Origin of the sequence: Achromobacter spanius (assembly GCF_029637605.1) — a bacterium.
Classification (GTDB): domain Bacteria; phylum Pseudomonadota; class Gammaproteobacteria; order Burkholderiales; family Burkholderiaceae_B; genus Achromobacter; species Achromobacter spanius_E.
Window position 1 is genome coordinate 4,243,613 of sequence record NZ_CP121261.1, and the last position, 19,737, is coordinate 4,263,349.

Consider the following 19,737-nt stretch of genomic DNA (forward strand, 5'->3'; position numbering starts at 1 on the left):
CCGCACCACTGGAGCATGACATGAAATACGCAATCATCGGCGTCGGCAACATGGGTAAGAACCACGCCCGAGCCGTGCACGAGCTTGGCTTGACGGAATTGGTGGCCGTCGCCGACTCTTCGACGCAAACCGTCAATTCGATCGCCAAGCTGTACAACTGCCAGGCATTCGACGACTACATCAAGATGCTGGACGAGTGCGAAATCGATGCAGTGTCGATCTGCGTTCCGACCACGCTGCACGCCAGCGTTGCAACGGAATGCCTGCGCCGCGGCAAGCACGTTCTGCTCGAAAAGCCCATCGCTCCCACCGTCGAGGAAGGCCTGCAATTGCAGTCTTTCGCAAAGGAACAAGGGGTGCAGTTGATGATCGGTCACATCGAGCGCTTCAACCCCGCCGTCGTGAAGGTCAAGGAACTGCTGCGCAACAATGAGATCGGCCGCGTCGTTTCCATCATGGCGCGCCGCGTCGGCATTTTCCCGCCGCAAATCCGCGACGCGAATATCGCCGTGGATCTGGCGATCCACGATCTGGATATCGTCAGCTATCTGCTGGACGAATTCCCGACCGATGTGACCTCGGACAAGCGCCGCAACCACATCGAATTGCGTGAAGACTCCGTAGAGTTCTTCCTCCGTTATCCTTCGGCTGCCGCTTACGTGCAAGCCAACTGGATCACGCCGGTGAAGATTCGCAAATTGAACATCACTGGCACCGATGGCTATCTGGAGATGGATTACATCAACCAGAAGATTCAGTTCTATAAGAGCAACTACGAAAAATACCGCGATGAACCCGGCCACATTACGGGGTACTCGGACTACGTACTGAAATACATGGAGCCGGACCTCGTCGAGATTCAGGTCGCCAAACGCGAGCCATTGAAGGAACAGATTTCCTACTTCGTTCGCGCCATTAACAACGGCGAACAGATCGACAACTCGTTTGCCATTCAAGCGCTTCGAATCGCCCTCCAAGCCTAGGAAAGCATTGTGACCAGCGAAAAGAAATTCTTCATTCATGCCACCGCGGAAGTCTCGGCCAAGGCCGATATCGGTGACGGCACCAAAATCTGGAATTACGCACAGGTGCGTGAGGGCGTAACGCTCGGCAGCGAGTGCATCGTCGGGAAGAACGTTTACATCGATTTCGATGTGCGCATCGGTTCGCGCTGCAAGATCCAGAATAATTGTTCGATTTATCACGGCGCCGAGCTGGAAGACGGCGTGTTCGTCGGCCCGCACGTTATTCTGACCAATGACAAGAAACCGCGCGCCATTGCGCCCGACGGCTCTCTCAAAGGGAATGCGGATTGGGTCGTCGGCCCGATCCGTATTTGCTACGGCGCCGCGCTGGGTGCGGGCTCCATCATCCTGCCCAACGTGACCGTCGGACGTTTCGCTCTCGTTGGTGCGGGCGCGGTCGTCACTCGTGACGTGCCCGATTACGCGTTGGTCGCCGGCAACCCTGCCCAAGTGATTGGATGGGTGGATGCCGATGGCAATCGCGTGGAACAGCCGCCTGCCTGATAAACCGGGGCGCCGCGAACGCGATGTCCTGACAATCAATTTTGCGGCCGATCCTGATGGAGCGGCCCTTTTTGCTTAAGCCATATAGCCATGTGCGGAATTATTGGAATTCTCTCGACAAGTAAAGGGCGCGCCGAATGGCCGCCCATGGAACAACTGCTTGACACCATCCGCCACCGCGGTCCAGACGGAAACGGTGTCGAGATGGAAGAGCGCGCCGATAGCTTCCTGAGTTTTGGCCACGCAAGGCTGGCAATTATTGATCCGGAACATGGCCGCCAACCGATGACGACGACCGATGGCGCCCTTACCATCATTTTCAACGGCGAGATTTACAACTACCTGGAACTGCGCCGCGAACTCATCGCGAAAGGGCATCCGATCCGTTCGTACTCCGACACGGAAGTGCTGCTGTACGCCTACCGGGAATGGGGCGAAAGCTGTCTGGATCGTTTGTTGGGCATGTTCGCGTTTGCCATCTGGGACCGCAAGAATCGCCGCGTGTTCTGCGCACGCGACCGCGTCGGCATCAAGCCCTTTTACTACTATTACGATGGTTCGAACTTTGTCTTCGCGTCGGAGATCAAGGCCATCCTGGCTACCGGCGCGGTGCAAGCGAAATCCGATGCGGCAGGCCTGAAGGACTACCTTACCTTTCAGTTCTGTCTGGGTGAAAAGACGCTGTTCGATCAGGTCCAGAAGCTCAAGCCGGGCTGGAAGCTGACCATTACCTTCGATGGTGACAAGCTTAAGCTCAACCAAAGCGAGTACTGGGACGTCAACTACGACATCGACCACTCGCACGACGAACGCTGGTTCGTGGATCATCTGGCTGGCCTGATCGAGGATGCCACGCGCATGCACCTGCGCTCGGACGTACCGCTGGGCGCGCATCTGTCCGGAGGACTGGATTCCAGCACGGTCGTGAGCCTGTCTTCAAGCCTGCTTAGCGGAGAACGACTCAAGACGTTTACAGGTGCCTTTCCCGAAGGACCGCAATACGACGAGACGGGCTACGCCAAACTGGTCGCGCAAGCGTCAAACGCTGATTATCACGAGATCTTCATCCAGGGCAAGGAACTGCCGGACATATTGCCCAAACTGATGTACTACATGGACGAGCCGCTAGCCGGCCCGGGCGTGATTCCTCAATACTATGTGTCGCACCTGGCCGCGCAACACGTCAAGGTCGTCTTGGGCGGCCAAGGCGGCGACGAGCTCTTCATCGGCTATGCGCGCTATCTGGTCGCTTATCTTGAGCAGTGCCTGTCGGGCGCCATCTACGAGACCGCGCACAACCAGCAGTACGCCGTGTCGCTGGAATCCATCGTCCCCAACCTGCCGTTGCTGCAGACCTACCGGCCGATGCTGCAAGGGCTTTGGAGCGACGGCCTGTTCGAGTCGCCAGACAAGCGCTACTTCAAGCTGCTGGACCGCAGCGAGGGCATGACGCAGCTGTTTACATCTGACGTCACCGGCGGCAGCTATTCGCCCTTTGAGTCGATGCAAGAGATCTTCAATCGCAAGGGCCTGCATTCGCTCATCAACCAGATGACGTATTTCGACCTGAAGGGTTCGCTGCCGGCGCTACTACACGTTGAAGACCGCACCAGCATGTCTGCCTCGCTGGAGTCGCGCGTGCCGCTGCTGGATCACCGAATCGTCGAATTCATGGCCCGCATTCCGCCCAACATCAAATTCGCGGGCGGCCGGATGAAGCATTTATTCAAGGAAGCCGTGCGCAATACCGTCCCGCAGCCGATTTTTGATCGCAAGGACAAGATGGGCTTCCCCACACCGCTCGCACAATGGACCAAGGGCGTGGCGCGAGACTTCGTGCGTAGCATCCTGTTGTCGCCCAATGCGCGCCAACGCGGCTTGTACGACGTCGCTCAAATTGAACGCGTCTTGGAAAACGAACGCGAGTTCGGCCGTGTGGTGTGGGGCCTGCTGTGCTTGGAATTGTGGCACCGCATCTTCATCGATGGTGACATGAAACCGGCCGGAGTGTGACGATGACGGTTTCGTCTCCGTCAGTGGTAATGCTCACGGCGGACCGACAAATTGACCGGCGGATTCTCCAGGAAGCCCAGAGCCTGCGCGCACGCGGTTGGCAAGTGACGCTTATCGCGATGCCCGAAGATGCACCGGCCCCGCTACCCGCAGGGCTGGATGTCATTCGGGTGGGAGCGGGCAACACCGGCACGCCCTCGCGTGAGAGCTTCATCCTGGACGCCTACCGCGTCATCCGCTCCCTGCTGCCGATGAACGGGCGGTTGATGCGGTTCGCCAAGCAGGTCGCGTGGAGCTACGTTGTCGACCAGGAACAGTTCTACCAACGCTTGTATGGCGCATCGGCACTTCAGTTCCGGCCCACGGTATTCGTGGCGCATGACTTGCCGATGCTGGCCGTGGCCCATCGCGCTGCCCACGCCTGTGGCGCGCGGCTCGTGTATGACAGCCACGAGCTCTTTGCCGAACAGGAATTCTCGAATTCCGAACGAAAACGGTGGCGCCATATCGAAGGCCAACACATCGGCGCCTGTGACGCGGTCATCACCGTGAACCCATCCATCGCGCGCGAACTCGAAACGCGCTACGAATTGGAAAATCCGGTCAACGTCATCTATAACGCGGCGTATCTCGAATCCCCATCGCCCGCCAAAGGCAAGCTTCGAAGGCAGCTTGGATTGCCCGATGACGCACGTATCCTATTAATGCAAGGCGGCCTGTCGGCCGGGCGCAATATTGACACCCTGGTACGGGCAATGGCCAAGGTCAAGACACAAGACGTACACTTGGTCCTGCTGGGGGATGGGCAAATCACGCGCTACCTCAAACGCATGGTGCGTTCGCTGCATCTAGAGAATCGGGTTTATTTTCACCCGGCCGTGCCGCAACATGCACTACCTGAGTACACCATTGATGCGGACTTGGGGGTGATCCCCTACCTGGCCTCCTGTTTAAACAACCGCTATTGCACGCCGAACAAGCTGTTTGAATATGTGGCTGCTGAACTTCCCATGTTAGCCAGCGATCTTCCCGAAATCAGTCGTATCGTGAATGAATTCAATTTGGGCCTGACCACAGATTTCGGCTCCGAGGCATCGATCGCGCAGGGGATCGATAATTGCTTTGCCAAGTCAGATCGTCTAGTCCAATGGCGTCAAAATGCCGCGCGTGCCCGTAATCAGCTCTGTTGGGAACAAGAAGAAAGAAAGCTGATCTCGATTTTCGAGGCATTTCGGTGAAGATAACTGTCGTCTATCAGTACTATCAAGGGCATAACGCGCCAGGTCACTCGCTTGTGTATGAGCTGACTCAGCATATGGCTGTCGATCACGACGTTTCCGTAGTATCCGGTGAGGCCGGCTACATGGATCGCACCTTGAATCCAGTGCCTTGGTACCGCCGCCTGTTCCGCATGGAACAAGACGGTGGCGTCCAGGTATTGCGCACGTATACATACGTGGAAAAAAAACGCAATGTGTTCGGCCGCATCCTCAACTTCATCTCGTTTTCGATTTCCTGCCCGCTAGGGTTGCTGTCCATCCGCAAGCCGGATATTGTGCTGGCGTCTTCTCCTCCCCTCATGCCGATGTTCACGGTAGCGCTGGTGTGCAAACTACGGCGCATTCCTTTCGTGATTGAGGTGCGCGACCTGTGGCCCTCTTCCGCTGTGGAAATGGGCGTGCTGCGAAACAGGAAGATGATTTCGCTCATGGCCTGGATGGAACGGTTTCTATACAATCATTCAAACGTGATCGTTGCGCTCACCGAAGGGATCCGCAAGGATATTGTCGATCGAGGCTGGCCGTCGGAGAAAGTCGAGGTCGTGACCTGCGGGGTGGACTTTGATCGCCTGCACCCCGACGCGCACGGCCGGGAGCAGGTCCGAGCTCGCCACGGATGGAATAACAAGACAATCATTATGTATTTCGGCGCCCTAGGGGTTGCCAACAATATGGCCGTCATCCTCGACGCAGCCAAGCTCCTGGAGAACCGGAAGGATCTATTATTCGTGCTGGTGGGTGATGGCGCCAAAAAAAACGAAACGTTGTCCCGCATTACCGCCGAACGCCTTGGCAATGTCCAGCTGCTTGATCCCGTTCCCAAGGACCAGGCTCGGCATTACCTTAGCGCGGCGGATATCGGCCTGACGACGCTGCTGGACATTCCGCTGTTCCATGGCGCCATCCCCACCAAACTGCTGGACTATATGGCTTGCTGTCTGCCTGTCTTGTGCGGGATCAGGGGTGAGGCCGAACAGATCATGGCGAAGGGGCGTGCGGGTTACTGCTTTGAGCCGAATAATTCGGCAGCCCTGGCGGCGTGGGTTGAGCATCTGGCGCAATCGCCTGAGAAGCGTGCCGAGATGGGTGAGGCGGGTTTGGCCTATGTGCGGCAGCATTTTTCCGCCGCCGCCTCGCGTGAAAAGATGGTTCGCATCCTGTTGGGCGCGCCAGAGCGTCGCCCTGCCAAACGGACGAAGACATGACGATTGCCGTTGCCCTGTTGGCCGGCGTCATCGCCTACCTGATCGCGTACGCGCTGATCCGGCACGCAGACCGCCTGCGTTTGATCGATGAGCCCAACGTCCGATCTTCGCATCAAAAGCGCACTCCTCGGGGTGGCGGTGCCGGCATCTTTGCGGCGGGGTTGCTCGTAGGCACCTGGCTGGCATGGCGATACGCATGGCCGACGGGCGCATATGTACTGGCGCTGTCATCCGTCATTGCTGTAATCGGTTTCCTGGACGACCTGTATTCTCTGACCGCGCGTTCACGCTTGGCGGTGCAATTCGCGTGCTGCGGACTGTTGATCCTGGCCATGATGCCTGCGCAGATATGGCCATCAGCCGTCGGCTGGCTCGGTCTTGCCCTGCTGCTCGCGCTTGGCGTATGGTGGATCAACCTGTTCAATTTCATGGACGGCATTGACGCAATCGCCGCAACACAGGGGATATTCATGCTGGGCGCGGCCACCATGCTGTCCTTCCTGAACGCGCCTGAGGCAGCATCGAATCCAGCATGGATATGGATGGTCTCGCTCGTGGCCGCCATCGTCGGTTTTCTCTTGCTGAATTGGCCACCCGCGAAAATTTTCATGGGCGACGTGGGGAGCACCTACCTGGCGTTCATGATTCTTGCATTCGCCGTATTTTCGGTCAGACAGGGCTGGCTATATCCGTCCACTTGGGCAATACTTGGCGCGATTTTTTTCACGGATGCCACCATCACACTCTTAACGCGCATTGCTCGCGGAGAACGGTGGCATGAGGCTCACCGCAGCCATGCGTATCAACGGCTTTCGCGCCGCTGGCAGGGTCATCGCCCCGTCGTCGCGTTCGCCGTCGCATTCAACGTCTTGTGGATCCTTCCTTTGGCGCTTCTCAGTATTTATTGGGACAAGTTCGAATCCCTCTTCATTCTGTTCGCCTATGTCCCCCTGGTGGTGGGCGTAGTCCGTGTGGGTGGAGGGCGACCCGATGCTGCCTGAATATATCGGCCGACATATCGTCCATCTGAGCAGGCCGCTCAAGCAAGCGCTCATGCTTGCAGGCGACATCTGCCTGCTGACGTTTGCGGTCTGGGCTGCCTATGCCCTGCGCTTTGGGGAGTGGTTTCTGCCCAATCGCGAACAGGCGTTCCTGATGTTGGTCGCACCGCTGATCGCGCTACCGATATTTTTGAAGGCTGGGCTGTATCGCTCAGTGATCCGATACATGGGCGAACACGCCCTGTGGTCGATTATGAAGGGCATGACCCTCGCTGCGTTGATCTGGGCGGTTCTCGCCTTCATGACACAAATGACGGGCGCGGGAGGCGTGCCTCGAGCAGTGCCCGTGCTGTATTGGCTACTAGGCGTGGTTTTCATCGGCGGCGCCCGATTCACTGCCAGATGGATGCTGTGGTTGCCCGTGCGCGAACGCTTCGCCGGCAGACAAGTGCTGATTTATGGTGCGGGCGATGCTGGTCGACAGCTTGCCGCCACGCTGCGACAGGGGCGCGAGTTCTTTCCAGCGGGTTTTCTTGATGACAACGGTGCGCTGCAAGGCAAGGACGTTGGCGGCTTGCGCGTCTATGCGCCGACCCAGTTGTCTTACCTGACCGAGCAATTCGACATCCACGACGTCATCGTTACCGTGCCGAGGGTGTCACATGTGCGCCGCAAGGAGATCCTGGCCTTTCTCGAACAATACCCTGTACGCGTGCGAGTATTGCCGGCGCTATCGGATATCGCTAGCGGCCGGCACCTTGTGAATATGCTGCGGGAAGTGGATATCGGTGACTTGCTGGGGCGCGACGCCGTGGTGGCCGACCCCGCGCTCCTGAGCAAGTGCATTCGTGACAAGGTCGTGCTCGTGACGGGCGCTGGGGGCTCCATTGGATCAGAATTATGCCGCCAGATCGCCGCCCGGCGGCCGCGGCAATTATTGATGCTGGAGGCCAACGAATATGCGCTCTATCAGATAGACCGAGTCATACGCTCGATAGCGGATTTCGATGTGCGCGCCTACCTTGGGTCTGCCGAAGACTATCCGACTATCACCCACCTGCTGAAGCATCACGGCGTGCACACGATTTACCATGCCGCGGCGCACAAACACGTGCCATTGGTCGAAGCCAATGTGATCGAAGGCGCCCGCAACAACGTGATAGGAACACACAGCCTCGCGCAGGCCGCCTTTTTGAATAGCGTCGAAACGTTCCTGCTTATCTCCACTGACAAGGCCGTCAGGCCGACGAACGTCATGGGCGCCACCAAGCGCTGGGCAGAGCTGATCGTGCAGGACTTCGCGAACCGCGCCAACGCTGCGGGTACCGGCCAACATTTCTCCGCCGTCAGGTTCGGCAACGTGCTGGGATCGAGCGGTTCCGTCATTCCCCTGTTCAAAGAACAGATTGCGCAAGGCGGACCCGTCACCGTCACGCATACGGAGGTGACTCGATACTTCATGTCCATCCATGAGGCGGTTGAACTTGTTATTCAAGCAAGCAGCATGGCGCACGGCAGCGAAGTATTTCTGCTCGATATGGGAGAGCCCGTAAAGATCCTGGATCTGGCGCGTAAGATGATCCGACTGGCCGGCCAGACCGAACGCACAAATGCGAATCTGGAAGGCGATATCGAGATTGCGGTGACCGGACTTCGTCCTGGCGAGAAACTGTATGAAGAGTTACTAATTTCAGACGAAAATGCCCAACCTACGCCGCATCCCAAGATTAAGAAGGCGATTGAACTGAATCTCGACTCAGGCATACTTGAGGCCCATTTGAAGGAATTGCGGAAGCATATCGCCGCTCAGGATTCAAACAAGGCCCGCGAACTCTTGATGACCGTAGCACTACGGGGATCCATCGCAACTCAACAGTAGGGCCACTGCAGAGCCTGGCTTCCTAAACCCTGCAATCCGCCAATTCGCGAGCACGACCTTGACTACTTCCCACACCGACAAGCCGGTCCAAGCAAAGGACACGCGCCTCGATTTGATCCGCGTCATAGCCTGTGCAGCCGTGGTGCTGCTCCACGTCTCGGCCCGCCCTTTTTATATGGGCGACCAGATCAGCGAAAAATGGTGGTTCCTGGGTAATGTCATCAGCTCGCTAACACACTGGTGTGTGCCGGTGTTCGTCATGCTCAGTGGGGCACTGTTGCTGGGTTCGCCCAAGACACAGTATCCAGACATATTGCGCCGGCGTGTGCCCCGACTACTCGCCGTGTTAATCGCCGCGACCATTCTCTATGGCATCTGGACGAAAGTGGCTCTGGGCAGTTTTACGTGGCCCGCTTTCTGGACATCGATTCTGGATGGTCAGCCCTATTACCACTTGTATTTCTTCTACCTGATCATTGGCCTGTATTTGATTGCGCCGCTGTTGTCGCGTGCCGTTGAAATATTGCCGGAAGCCACCATTAAGATGGCCGTCATCGTGACAACATTGGTCACATTGGTGAGTTTCTGCTGGAGCGTGTTTTCGGGGCGCTACACGCCCAACGGTTCGACCTTTTCCTGGCCCTATATCAGCTATTTTCTGATGGGTTTTTATTTGTATCGGTACCGTCCGAACCTGCCTTACGGCGCCATCACGGTAGTCGCCTATCTGGCCACGGTCATCGGCACGCAAATCATGCATTATGTGCCCGGTCCCTGGGGGCTGTTCTTCTTTCTATATTTCAGCCCGACAGTGTATGCGTTCTCGCTAGGCATCTTTGGCTGGCTACTTCTTCGGTCAAAATCCGAACCGCGCCGCTTTGTCAGTTTCCTGGCACCTATGACGCTGCTAGTCTATGTGATTCATCCGATCTTCATGGAAACGCTCCGCCGACTTTACCCGATCTACACGCCCGGACTAATGCGACTCAAATATGATCTGCCACTGACCTTCGTAGCAACGCTGATCCTGTCCTTTGCGGTGGCCTATCTACTGCGCCTGATCCCGGTGGTCCGGAAATTCTGCTGATCCTGGCCACCCGGTGAAATGCGTCATCAGACCGAATTAAACGACGTCGGAGTAGCCAAAATCTCTCTTTAGAGCAAGAATGACCACATAACTCTTCCAAGGAGACAGCCATGCGCATTGCCGATGCCCAATGGATTCCTTCAACGCAACACCAGACATGGGATGCGTTGACTGACCCGAGAGTCTTGCAGAAGTGCATACCGGGCTGCGTGGAAGTTGCGATGCGCAGCCCTACCGAATACGCCGTCACCTTGCGGGCCAACATCGCGGGGATCGACACCGACTACGAGGGCGAGATCCTGCTCTCGGACGTCAACGCCCCTGACAGTTGCACGCTGGTCTTCGAAGGCAAGGGCCGCGCGGCCTGCCTGGCCATCGGTACGGCGCAGGTCAACCTCAGCACCAAGGACCAGGGCACCCGCGTCGCCTACACGGTGGCTGGCATGGCCGGGGGCAAGCTGGCTGAATGCGGGGAAGGCCTGCTGCTGAAAGCTGGCGACAAGATCATCCAGAAGTTCTTTGCCGCCTTCATCGACCACATGGCGGCCCAGCCGCGCGTCGCGCCGCCGCCCCCTCCTCCCGAACCCGAACCCCGCGGCTTGTCCAATTCCCGGTGGTCATGGGCGCTGGTAGTTCTGGTCATCGCGGTTTTCTGGGGTTATCACTCGTTTTACAAGTGAAAACCCTAGTGCGCCGGTGATATCCTAGGCGGCATGACTCCGCCGCCGCCACCGACACAGCCAGCCGCCGAATCCCCTCGCTCTCGACGAGACTTGCTGATGGCCATGGCGGGCGTGTCGGCGACGGTGGTGCTGGCCGCGCTGGATTCCACCATCATCAGCACCACCCTGCCTCGCGTGGCCGAGGCCCTGAACGGCATGGCGCTCTACGCCTGGGTCGGCACCGGCTATCTGCTGGCCACCGCGGCGTCCATCCTGATCTTTGGCCGGCTGGGCGACATGTTCGGCCGCAAGCCCTTGATGCTGGTGTCCGTGCTGATCATCGCGCTGGGCTCCATTGCCTGTGGACTGGCGCAGTCCATGACCCAGTTGATCGTGTTCCGCACCTTGCAAGGGGTAGGCGGCGGCATGATGATCGCCACCGCTTTCGCGGCGCCGGCCGACCTGTTTCCCGATGCCAAGCAGCGGGTGCGCTGGATGGCACTGGTGTCCGCGGCGTTTGCCATGGCCAGCGGGATCGGGCCGGTGTTGGGCGGCGCGGCGACGCAAGCGCTGGGATGGCGCGCGGCATTCTTCATTTCTCCGATTGCAGCGGCGGGCGCATTCTTTCTGCTGGCCCGGTACTTTCCCCGCATCCGCCCCATTCATGACGGCAGCCGCAAGATCGACTGGGTGGGCGCCATCCTCCTGGTCCTGGCCGTGGGCGCCCCGCTGGCGGCGCTGGAACTGGCGTTTGCCCAGGGCGAACATGCTCATCCCCTGCTGGGTGCCATGTTGGCGGTGGTTGGCGTGGCCGCCATCGCCATCCTGATTCCCACTGAACGCCGCGTAAAGTCCCCCATTTTTCCGCTACGCGTGCTGGCCGGGCAGGAATCCCGCCTGCTGAACCTGGCCGCCATGATGGTGGGCGCGGTCATGTTTGTGCTGATCTTCTATAGCCCGCTGTTGTTGCAGCAGGTGCTGGGCTACTCGCCCAGCGAAGCGGGGTTGCTGCTGACCCCGCTGGTCGCCGCGATTTCGGTGGGCAGCATCATCAATGGCCGGATGTTTCCCAAGCAGACCGAACCGCAACGCCTGATGGTGTTCGGCGGCCTGCTGCTGGCGGCCGGTACGCTGATGGTGCTGTTGATTTCGCCCGGGACCTCGGCCTGGTGGATTCTTGCCGCCTTCTTCGTCAACGGGTGCGCGCTTGGCTTCCTGCTTCCGAACCTGACGCTCTTCATGCAGATGCTGAGCGAACGCCGCGACGTGGGCGTGGCGTCGGCGCTGGTCCAGACCACGCGCGCAATCGGCAGTGCGTTGGGGACCGCGCTGGTGGGCATCATGATTTCACACGGCACGGTACTAAACGGAGTGCGGGCCGGCCTGGTCTTGTGTATTGTCCTGTCCCTGGCCTGCGCGCTGCTTGCGTATCGGGTCAAGATGAAGAATCTGGTCACTGGCCGGAAATAAGGCAAACCGAGACACATCATGCGTCAACGCAATCTGTTGGACCTGCTGCTGCTGGCGGCGGTCTGGGGCGGCTCTTTTCTGTTCATGCGCCTTGCCGTGCAGGACTTCGGGCCCATCGCCCTGATTGAGCTGCGTGTTGGCCTGGCGGCGTTGTTCCTGCTGCCAGCGGCCATCTGGCGCGGCAAGCTGCCCTTGATTGCGCGGCACTGGAAGGCGCTGCTGGTGGTGGGCACCTTGAACGCCGCCGTGCCCTTCCTGCTGTATGCCTATGCGGCGCAATCGCTGGGCGCGGGCTTCCTGTCGGTGGCCAACGCCGTGACGCCGGTATGGGGCGCGGTCGTCGGGTGGCTGTGGCTGAAAGACAGGTTGCCGTGGATGCGGTCGCTGGGCCTGTTGATCGGGTTCGTGGGCATCATCGTGCTGGTGTGGGACAAGCTGAACTTCCAGACCGGGGGCACCGGACCCGCCGTGCTTGCCGCCGTATCGGCACCCGTGTTCTATGGCATCGCCGCCAACTGGACCAAGCGATTCCTGACCGGCGTAGACGCCTTGGCCAGCGCCACGGGCAGCATGATCGCCGCGTCGCTCGTGCTGCTGCCGCTGGCGATATCCGCCTGGCCGGAGACGCCCGCGTCGATGACCGCCTGGATCTCCACGATCTTGCTGGCTGTCGTCTGCACGGGCGCGGCCTACATCATCTTCTTCCGGCTGATCGCCAACGTAGGGCCGACCGGCGCCGTCAGCGTCACCTTCCTGGTGCCGATCTTCGGCGTAGTGTGGGGCGCGTGGTTGTTGGACGAGAGCATTACCCCGTCCATCGCGCTGGGGGCCGCCATCATTTTGATCGGGACCGCGTTGGCGTTGGGGCTGATCAAGCGCCGCGCGTGAGCAGACGCTTCAGTATTTGTCGGACGAGCCCGTCAACGCGACACCTATACGCAGCAGCGTGTAAGACACCGCGTCCACCCAGCGCCGCAACCATCCCCGGCGCTGGTAATCCAAGGGCCTGATGAAGCGGCCGCCTTCGCGGATGGCCGTTTCCAGGCGTTCTTGCAGGTCCCACGCAAAGGGCTGGCTGTCGACGACCACGTTGGCCTCGCGCGCCAGCAGCAGACTGAAGGGATCCAGGTTGGACGAGCCCACCGTGGCCACGTTATCAATGACGGCAACTTTGGCGTGCAGGTATCCCGGCATGTACTCGAAGATTTCGATGCCGTCGCGCAGCAGTTGGTCGTACAGGGAACGGGTGGCGTGGTACTGCATGCGGTATTCGACCTTACCCTGCAGCAGCAGCCGCACCCGCACGCCGCGCGCCGCCGCTTTGGCCAGGGCGCGGCGGAATTGGCGTCCCGGAAAGAAATAGGCGTTGGCGATCAAGATATCGCGACGCGCCTGCGTGATGCCATACAGATACGCGCGTTCGAACGTCTGGCGATACCGCAGGTTGTCACGCAGCACCAGCGCCGCGCGCAAGGTGCCGCAAGGTTCAACCGGCGCATGGTGCGGCTTGGTGAGCCGCATGCGGCTCCAGTCGCGCGGATGGCGCCGCAACCGCGCCCAGTTCAAGCGCACCCACAGCAAGTCCTGCGCATAGGCCGCTTCGGTGACGAGCGGTCCTTCCACTTGCACCGCGAAATCAAAGCGCGGCGCGGAGATGCCGTCCGTGGGATCCAAATCATCGTAATCGTCGATGACGTTGATGCCGCCGATGAACGCTATGCGTCCATCCACAATGGTGACCTTGCGATGCAGCCGTCGCAGCCGGCTGCGCGACGGAATAAAGCGAGCGAACCAGCGCGGTTCAGGCCGGAAGATGCGGCATTGGGCGCCTGCGTCCAGCAGCATCGCGCGCACGTGTTCGACGTTCATCGCGCTGCCGAAGCCATCCAGCACCACCCGCACTTTCACGCCGCGCCGCGCCGCCGCCGTCAGGCACTCCAGCACCTGCGAGCCGGTGCGATCCACCATGAAAATATAGGTTTCCAGATGCACGCTGACCTGCGCGGCGTCGATGGCCGAACACAGCGCGGGGAAGAAGTCGGCGCCGTTCTGCAACAAGCGGATGTTGTTGCCGTCCGTCCATTCCAGCTTGACCTGCTCGGTCTTCACGGAAGTTCCAGCTCCGCCAGCAAGGGAGAATGATCCGACAGCCGCGCCCACTCCCGGCCCCGCAGCACACGCGCGCTGCGCACGGCAAACCCGCGCTGGTAGATGCGGTCCAGGCGAAACCACGGAAACACGGCGGGAAAGGTGCGGGGCGGCGGCTGCAGCATGCGCGCGCTGCCACCCATGCCCAGCTGGTTGGTGCGTTCCATCACGGACAGGCCACCGTTGGGCAAGCCGCGCAGCGCGTTGCTCAGCCGTTTGACCGAATCGCGCAAGCGCGGCAATTCACCGCCATGGCTGCGCGGCGCATGGGAAAACACTTCATACAGCCCCAACTGCTGGACGAACAGCGGCGCCAGGCGATCATTCCAATCGTTGAAATCTCCCGCGATCAGAATGGGCTCGCCGTCAGGCACCATGCGCCGGATACGCTCGGTCAACGCCAGCACCTGGCGCGTGCGGCTGCCCGCAAACAGGCCCAGATGCACCACAAAGCAATGCACCGGGCGGTCGCCCACGTCGATGCGCGCATGCAGCAGGCCGCGTTGCTCCAGGCGGTGGTCGGAGATGTCGAGGTTTTCGTGATCAAGAATGGGAAAGCGCGACAGCAGCGCGTTGCCATGGTCCGTGGCGTGGCGAATGGCATTGCGGCCGTAAGCCACGTCCAGCCGCAAGGCGGCGGCAAGCGATTCGTGTTGCGCGTGGAGCAGAGATCGTTGCTCGTTGCGACCCTGGACTTCCTGCAGGAAGACAAGATCCGGGCGCAGGCCATAAAGGCCCAAGCGAAGCTCATTCAGGGAGTCGAGCCGACCCGATGCCGAACGGCCCTTGTGAATGTTGTAGCTGACGACACGGATGAGCGACATAAAAGCGATGGCGCCTTTGAAAGCAGAGGAACCACAAGCCAGGCCCAAAAGCAGCCCCAGCAAGCACCGCCAACAAAGCGGCGTCTGCCAGATTACTCCAATTCAGCCACGCCCTGCCGCGACAAAACACTCACAAGTAGCCACGCAGCCAAGAACACAACCCGCCGCAAGCCCATGCCGCCCCACAAGCCGGGCCGCCGAGGATCCGGCTCCGCCGGTCCCGCGAGGCGCCCCCCTGGGGGGAGGCGCCCCCGGCGCCTCGGGGGGGGCTTACTTAGCCTCTACGTTACGCAAGCGGATGTGCAACTCGCGCAACTGCTTTTCGTCGACTTCGGAAGGCGCTTGCGTCAGCAGATCCTGAGCGCGTTGCGTCTTCGGGAAGGCGATCACGTCGCGGATCGATTCGGCGCCGGTCATCATCGTGACGATGCGGTCCAGGCCGAACGCGATACCACCGTGCGGAGGCGCGCCATACTGCAGCGCGTCCAGCAGGTAGCCGAACTTTTCCTGGGCTTCCTCGGCGCCGATCTTCAGCGCGCGGAACACCTTGCTTTGCACTTCTTCGCGGTGGATACGGACCGAGCCGCCGCCGATTTCCCAACCGTTCAGCACCATGTCGTAAGCCTTGGCGAAGGCCTTGCTGGGATCGGTTTCCAGGAAGTCTTCGTGGCCGTCCTTGGGGCTGGTGAACGGGTGGTGGGCGGCGGTGTAGCGGCCGTCTTCCTCGTCGTATTCGAACATCGGGAAGTCAACCACCCACAGCGGCTGCCAACCGGCTTCGAACAGGCCCGTCTTCTTGCCGAATTCGCTGTGGCCGATCTTCACGCGCAGCGCGCCGATGGCGTCGTTGACGACCTTCTCGCGATCCGCGCCGAAGAAAATGATGTCGCCATCTTGCGCGCCGGTGCGCTTGACCAGTTCGGCCAGCGCGGCGTCGTGCAGGTTCTTGACGATGGGCGATTGCAGGCCGTCGCGGCCCTTGGCCACTTCGTTGACCTTGATGTAGGCAAGGCCCTTGGCGCCATAGATGCCGACGAACTGCGTGTAGGCATCGATTTCGCTGCGGGACATTTCGGCGCCGCCGGGCACGCGCAGTGCGACCACACGGCTGCCGGGCGCCGTGGCGGCGGCGGCAAACACCTTGAAGTCCACGTCGCGCATGACGTCGGTCATGTCGGTGAATTCAAGCTTCACGCGCAGGTCCGGCTTGTCCGAACCGTAGCGGCGCATCGCTTCCGTCCACGGCATGATGGGGAACGGCGAAGCCAGGTCCACACCCTGCACGACCTTGAAGACGTGACGGATCAGGTTTTCAAAGATTTCACGGATCTCGAACTCGTTCAGGAACGAGGTTTCGCAGTCGATCTGGGTGAACTCGGGCTGGCGGTCAGCGCGCAGGTCTTCGTCGCGGAAGCACTTGGTGATCTGATAGTAGCGGTCAAAGCCCGACACCATCAGCATCTGCTTGAACAACTGCGGCGACTGCGGCAGCGCGAAGAAGTGGCCGGCGTTCACGCGCGAGGGCACGAGATAGTCGCGCGCGCCTTCGGGCGTGCTCTTGGCCAGCATCGGGGTTTCGATGTCGATGAAGCCCAACTGGTCCAGGAACTTGCGCGTTTCGATCGACACGCGGTAACGCAGCATCAGGTTGCGCTGCATTTGCGGGCGGCGCAGGTCCAGCACGCGGTGCGTCAGGCGGGTGGTTTCCGACAGGTTGTCGTCGTCAAGCTGGAACGGCGGCGTGACCGACGCGTTCAGGATTTCGACTTCCTTGCACAGCACTTCGATTTCGCCCGAAGCCAGTTCGCTGTTGGCAGTGCCAGCCGGACGCTCGCGCACCAGGCCGGTGACGCGGACGCAGAATTCATTGCGCAGGCGCTCGGCGGTGGCGAAGGCGGCGTTGTCCGGATCGAACACGATCTGGGCCAGGCCCGCGCGGTCGCGCAAGTCGATGAAGATGACCCCGCCGTGGTCGCGGCGGCGGTTCACCCAGCCGTACAGGGTGACGGTCTGGCCGAGATGGTCACGGCAAACCTGGCCGGTGTAGCAGGTACGCATGCGGGATGACTCCGTTGTGTGCTTAGTTTGAGCGTAAGGGTTACGAATCGCCGCGAGGCGCGTCTTGCACGCCAGGCGCCGGAGAGAGCGGGGCCGGCCGGTCCCCGGGCGTGAACGCCTGGGCCGGGGCGACCACGCCCATGGAAACGATGTACTTCAAAGCCGCGTCCACGCTCATCTGAAGATCGATCGCGTCGGCGCGAGGCATCATCAGGAAAAAGCCGGACGTGGGGTTCGGCGTCGTCGGCACATACACGCTGATGTGGTCGCCTGGCATCAGGCTGGCCACTTCACCGCTGGGGGTGCCGGTAACGAAAGCGATGGTCCAGGAACCCGCCCGCGGATACTGCACCAGCACCGCGCGGCGAAACGCCTGTCCGTTCGGGGCAAGCACGGTATCGCTGACCTGCTTGACCGAGTTGTAGATGGAACGCACCAGCGGAATACGGCCCAGCAGGTTTTCCCACTGGTCCACCATGGTACGGCCGATCAGGTTGGCCGCAAACACGCCCGTCAACAGCACCACCACGATGACCAGCACGAAGCGGAAGCCGGGGATGTCGATGCCGAACAGCGATTCGGACGACAGAAAGCCAGGCACGAACCCTTCCAGGGTGGCGACCAGCAAACCCAGCACCCACACCGTGATGACCAGGGGAACCCAGATCAGCAGGCCGGTGATGAAGTACTTTTTGATAAGGCGCATCCGCATCGCAAGGGCTCTAGGTGGCGGACGACCCTGCGGCAGGCGATCCTGCGGCAGGCGACCCTGCGGCAGGCGCCCCTGCGGCAGGAGCGCTTGTGGCAGGAGCCGCCGCCGGCGTGGCTGCCGGTGCCGCCGCGGGCGCCCCACCTTCCGCTGCCGCCCCGGTGGACGCAGCGCCCCCGGAACCATTGCCACGAAAATCGGTGACGTACCAGCCGGAACCCTTGAGCTGGAATCCAGCCGCGGTCACCTGCTTGGAAAACGTGCTTTGGCCGCATTCGGGGCAAACCGAAAGGGGCGCATCGGAAATCTTCTGCAAGACGTCTTTGGCATGGCCGCAGGCGCTGCACTTATAGGCGTAGATGGGCATCAAGGGCTCCCAGGCGCGCGCCCGGAAAATAAAAAGCCGTCGGTCGGCAGACAAATGCTGTCTGGGGCGACGGGAGGGCAAGGCCGGAAAAAAATTCGGGAAAGTCTTGAATTTTAGCGGTTTTTCATGAACCGTCGGTGTCCGGTCCTGCCCTGGGGCGCCAAGCGGCATCGCAGGGGCTTGCCCCCCGGCGCCGCCAGCCGCCTTTCCCTATACCGGAAGCAGGAACATGATGGCCGCTACCAGGGTGGGCGCAAGGGCCGACAGGAACAGGCGGCCCGACGAAATACTGCCGTCCGGGAAGTGGTTCTTCAGGATGGCAAAACCCGCCGGATTGGGCGCGTTGGCAATCACGGTCAAGCCGCCGCCCGTCACCGCGCCGGCCACCAGCATGTAGCGCCACGTCTCGTTGGTGCCTTCAACCAGCGAGCCCAGGTACGTCAGCGCGGCATTGTCGGTAATGGCCGTCAGCGCCGTGGCGCCCCAGAACAGCACGAACGGTTCCAACCCGCCCAGCAAGTCCTGCAACCACCATTTCTGCAAGCCGCCCAGCACCACCAACCCGGCCAGGAAGAAGCCCACCATCAGGCCTTCCTTGATCAGCAGACGGTTCTGATGGCGCTTATAGGCTTCCGAAAAGCCGATGAACATCATCAGCAGGCCCATGAAGATGGCCGGGTGATGCGCGGTTAGCACCACGGCCACCAGGAACGCCAGATGCACCAGGATGACGAGCACCGGCACCGGCGGACGCGAATCGGACCCTTCCGGCGCGTCCACCCCGCCGCCCGTGCCCACAGAGCGTTCCATCAGCGCCTTGCGGCAGACGAAGGTCAGGATGCCTGCGTTCAGGAAGACCGCCACCGCGGCGCGCCAGCCGAAATGCTGCACCATGTGCGCGGCATCCCATCCGAAGGTGGAGGCCACCATCAGGACCGGCGGCGCGGCGTACGACGTCAGCACACCGCCGATGGACACGTTCACGAACAGCACGCCCAGCGTCAGGTATTTAAAGCCGGCTCGGCCGCTCGTGCGGAAATAGGCGTCGCGCAGCAAGATGGCGGCCAGCGTCATCGCGGCGGGCTCGGTAATGAAGGAGCCGCCCAGCGGCACCAGCGACATCACCACGAAGAACGTCGCCAGCTCGCGCGGCAGCGGCAGCACGCGCGCCACGATGCGCACCATCAGCCCCACCATTTCCAGGATCGGCCGGCTGGCCGCCACCACCATGATCACGAAGACAAACAGCGGCTCGGTGAAGTTGCGCGTGTCCATGTAGTCGATCGCGGTAACGGGACCAGACAGCGCCGCCATCGTCACGATCAGTGCGAACGCCCAGACGCCGAACACGGCCTCCACCTCGGACAACAGGTGCCAAATGCCCGCGTGCGGGCCGCCGCGGTGGGCAAGCCGCGCAAAGACAGGGACGGAAAAGGTATGAAGAACCGCCACGGCAAACAGAATGGTGGCGACGACTTCAATGGGTTGAGGCATAGGAGGGACTT

Annotated in this window: 17 protein-coding genes; 11 read left to right on the forward strand and 6 right to left on the reverse strand. The window is 60.8% G+C overall.

Annotated features, from left to right (window positions below; genetic code table 11):
- Nucleotides 1-20: 20 nt before the first annotated feature.
- The 11 genes from P8T11_RS18935 to P8T11_RS18985 all read left to right on the forward strand — a co-directional run bounded on the left by P8T11_RS18935 (nt 21) and on the right by P8T11_RS18985 (nt 13,014).
- Complete coding sequence (locus tag P8T11_RS18935) at nt 21-983, forward strand: Gfo/Idh/MocA family protein (protein ID WP_268080549.1); 963 nt, start codon at nt 21-23, stop codon at nt 981-983.
- 9 nt (nt 984-992) lie between these two features.
- On the forward strand, nt 993-1,529 hold the full coding sequence (locus tag P8T11_RS18940; RefSeq protein ID WP_268080548.1) for an acyltransferase: 537 nt from the start codon (nt 993-995) through the stop codon (nt 1,527-1,529).
- A gap of 90 nt (nt 1,530-1,619) precedes the next feature.
- On the forward strand, nt 1,620-3,542 hold the full coding sequence (gene asnB, locus P8T11_RS18945) for an asparagine synthase (glutamine-hydrolyzing) (RefSeq protein WP_268080547.1): 1,923 nt from the start codon (nt 1,620-1,622) through the stop codon (nt 3,540-3,542).
- 2 nt (nt 3,543-3,544) lie between these two features.
- On the forward strand, nt 3,545-4,780 hold the full coding sequence (locus P8T11_RS18950) for a glycosyltransferase family 4 protein (protein WP_268080546.1): 1,236 nt from the start codon (nt 3,545-3,547) through the stop codon (nt 4,778-4,780).
- Between the two features lie 56 nt (nt 4,781-4,836).
- Nucleotides 4,837-6,027 (forward strand): glycosyltransferase family 4 protein, encoded by a 1,191-nt coding sequence (locus tag P8T11_RS18955; protein WP_268082321.1) that lies wholly within the window; start codon nt 4,837-4,839, stop codon nt 6,025-6,027.
- On the forward strand, nt 6,024-7,028 hold the full coding sequence (locus P8T11_RS18960) for an MraY family glycosyltransferase (RefSeq protein ID WP_268080545.1): 1,005 nt from the start codon (nt 6,024-6,026) through the stop codon (nt 7,026-7,028). The genes P8T11_RS18955 and P8T11_RS18960 overlap by 4 nt, the downstream gene beginning before the upstream one ends.
- Complete coding sequence (locus P8T11_RS18965) at nt 7,018-8,907, forward strand: polysaccharide biosynthesis protein (protein ID WP_268080544.1); 1,890 nt, start codon at nt 7,018-7,020, stop codon at nt 8,905-8,907. The genes P8T11_RS18960 and P8T11_RS18965 overlap by 11 nt, the downstream gene beginning before the upstream one ends.
- 58 nt (nt 8,908-8,965) lie before the next feature.
- A complete protein-coding gene (locus tag P8T11_RS18970; RefSeq protein ID WP_268080543.1) occupies nt 8,966-9,994 on the forward strand; it encodes an acyltransferase in 1,029 nt (342 codons plus the stop codon).
- Nucleotides 9,995-10,104: 110 nt separating this feature from the next.
- Nucleotides 10,105-10,674 carry an SRPBCC family protein gene (locus P8T11_RS18975; RefSeq protein ID WP_268080542.1) on the forward strand — a complete coding sequence of 190 codons (570 nt, stop codon included), beginning with the start codon at nt 10,105-10,107 and terminating at the stop codon, nt 10,672-10,674.
- 99 nt (nt 10,675-10,773) lie between these two features.
- Nucleotides 10,774-12,126 carry an MFS transporter gene (locus tag P8T11_RS18980; protein WP_268080541.1) on the forward strand — a complete coding sequence of 451 codons (1,353 nt, stop codon included), beginning with the start codon at nt 10,774-10,776 and terminating at the stop codon, nt 12,124-12,126.
- An 18-nt stretch (nt 12,127-12,144) separates the two neighbouring features.
- Nucleotides 12,145-13,014, forward strand: a complete 870-nt coding sequence (locus P8T11_RS18985; RefSeq protein ID WP_268080540.1) for a DMT family transporter — start codon at nt 12,145-12,147, stop codon at nt 13,012-13,014.
- 9 nt (nt 13,015-13,023) lie between these two features.
- Here P8T11_RS18985 and clsB read toward each other — a convergent pair whose 3' ends face one another.
- From clsB to P8T11_RS19015, 6 genes are all read right to left on the reverse strand, one after another.
- Nucleotides 13,024-14,235 (reverse strand): cardiolipin synthase ClsB, encoded by a 1,212-nt coding sequence (gene clsB / locus P8T11_RS18990; RefSeq protein ID WP_259251103.1) that lies wholly within the window; start codon nt 14,233-14,235, stop codon nt 13,024-13,026.
- Entirely contained in the window at nt 14,232-15,098 is an 867-nt protein-coding gene (locus tag P8T11_RS18995) for an endonuclease/exonuclease/phosphatase family protein (protein ID WP_268080539.1), read from the reverse strand. Before P8T11_RS18995 ends, clsB begins: the two co-directional genes overlap by 4 nt.
- Before the next feature lie 270 nt (nt 15,099-15,368).
- Nucleotides 15,369-17,156, reverse strand: coding sequence for an aspartate--tRNA ligase (gene aspS, locus P8T11_RS19000; RefSeq protein WP_277549864.1), 1,788 nt, complete (start codon nt 17,154-17,156; stop codon nt 15,369-15,371).
- Between the two features lie 40 nt (nt 17,157-17,196).
- Complete coding sequence (locus tag P8T11_RS19005) at nt 17,197-17,862, reverse strand: DUF502 domain-containing protein (RefSeq protein ID WP_418910288.1); 666 nt, start codon at nt 17,860-17,862, stop codon at nt 17,197-17,199.
- A gap of 16 nt (nt 17,863-17,878) precedes the next feature.
- Nucleotides 17,879-18,232 (reverse strand): FmdB family zinc ribbon protein, encoded by a 354-nt coding sequence (locus P8T11_RS19010; protein WP_268080537.1) that lies wholly within the window; start codon nt 18,230-18,232, stop codon nt 17,879-17,881.
- Nucleotides 18,233-18,442: 210 nt separating this feature from the next.
- Entirely contained in the window at nt 18,443-19,726 is a 1,284-nt protein-coding gene (locus P8T11_RS19015) for a putative Na+/H+ antiporter (RefSeq protein ID WP_268080536.1), read from the reverse strand.
- Nucleotides 19,727-19,737: the final 11 nt, after the last annotated feature.

Excerpts from the sequence above, each read along its gene's own strand:
- P8T11_RS18935 (WP_268080549.1), top strand. The coding sequence starts at position 21 with ATGAAATACGCAATCATCGGCGTCGGCAACATGGGTAAGAACCACGCC.
- asnB (WP_268080547.1), top strand. The coding sequence starts at position 1,620 with ATGTGCGGAATTATTGGAATTCTCTCGACAAGTAAAGGGCGCGCCGAA.
- P8T11_RS18950 (WP_268080546.1), top strand. The coding sequence starts at position 3,545 with ATGACGGTTTCGTCTCCGTCAGTGGTAATGCTCACGGCGGACCGACAA.
- P8T11_RS18960 (WP_268080545.1), top strand. The coding sequence starts at position 6,024 with ATGACGATTGCCGTTGCCCTGTTGGCCGGCGTCATCGCCTACCTGATC.
- P8T11_RS18965 (WP_268080544.1), top strand. The coding sequence starts at position 7,018 with ATGCTGCCTGAATATATCGGCCGACATATCGTCCATCTGAGCAGGCCG.
- P8T11_RS18975 (WP_268080542.1), top strand. The coding sequence starts at position 10,105 with ATGCGCATTGCCGATGCCCAATGGATTCCTTCAACGCAACACCAGACA.
- P8T11_RS18980 (WP_268080541.1), top strand. The coding sequence starts at position 10,774 with ATGGCCATGGCGGGCGTGTCGGCGACGGTGGTGCTGGCCGCGCTGGAT.
- P8T11_RS18985 (WP_268080540.1), top strand. The coding sequence starts at position 12,145 with ATGCGTCAACGCAATCTGTTGGACCTGCTGCTGCTGGCGGCGGTCTGG.
- P8T11_RS18995 (WP_268080539.1), bottom strand. The coding sequence starts at position 15,098 with ATGTCGCTCATCCGTGTCGTCAGCTACAACATTCACAAGGGCCGTTCG.
- aspS (WP_277549864.1), bottom strand. The coding sequence starts at position 17,156 with ATGCGTACCTGCTACACCGGCCAGGTTTGCCGTGACCATCTCGGCCAG.
- P8T11_RS19005 (WP_418910288.1), bottom strand. The coding sequence starts at position 17,862 with ATGCGCCTTATCAAAAAGTACTTCATCACCGGCCTGCTGATCTGGGTT.
- P8T11_RS19010 (WP_268080537.1), bottom strand. The coding sequence starts at position 18,232 with ATGCCCATCTACGCCTATAAGTGCAGCGCCTGCGGCCATGCCAAAGAC.
- P8T11_RS19015 (WP_268080536.1), bottom strand. The coding sequence starts at position 19,726 with ATGCCTCAACCCATTGAAGTCGTCGCCACCATTCTGTTTGCCGTGGCG.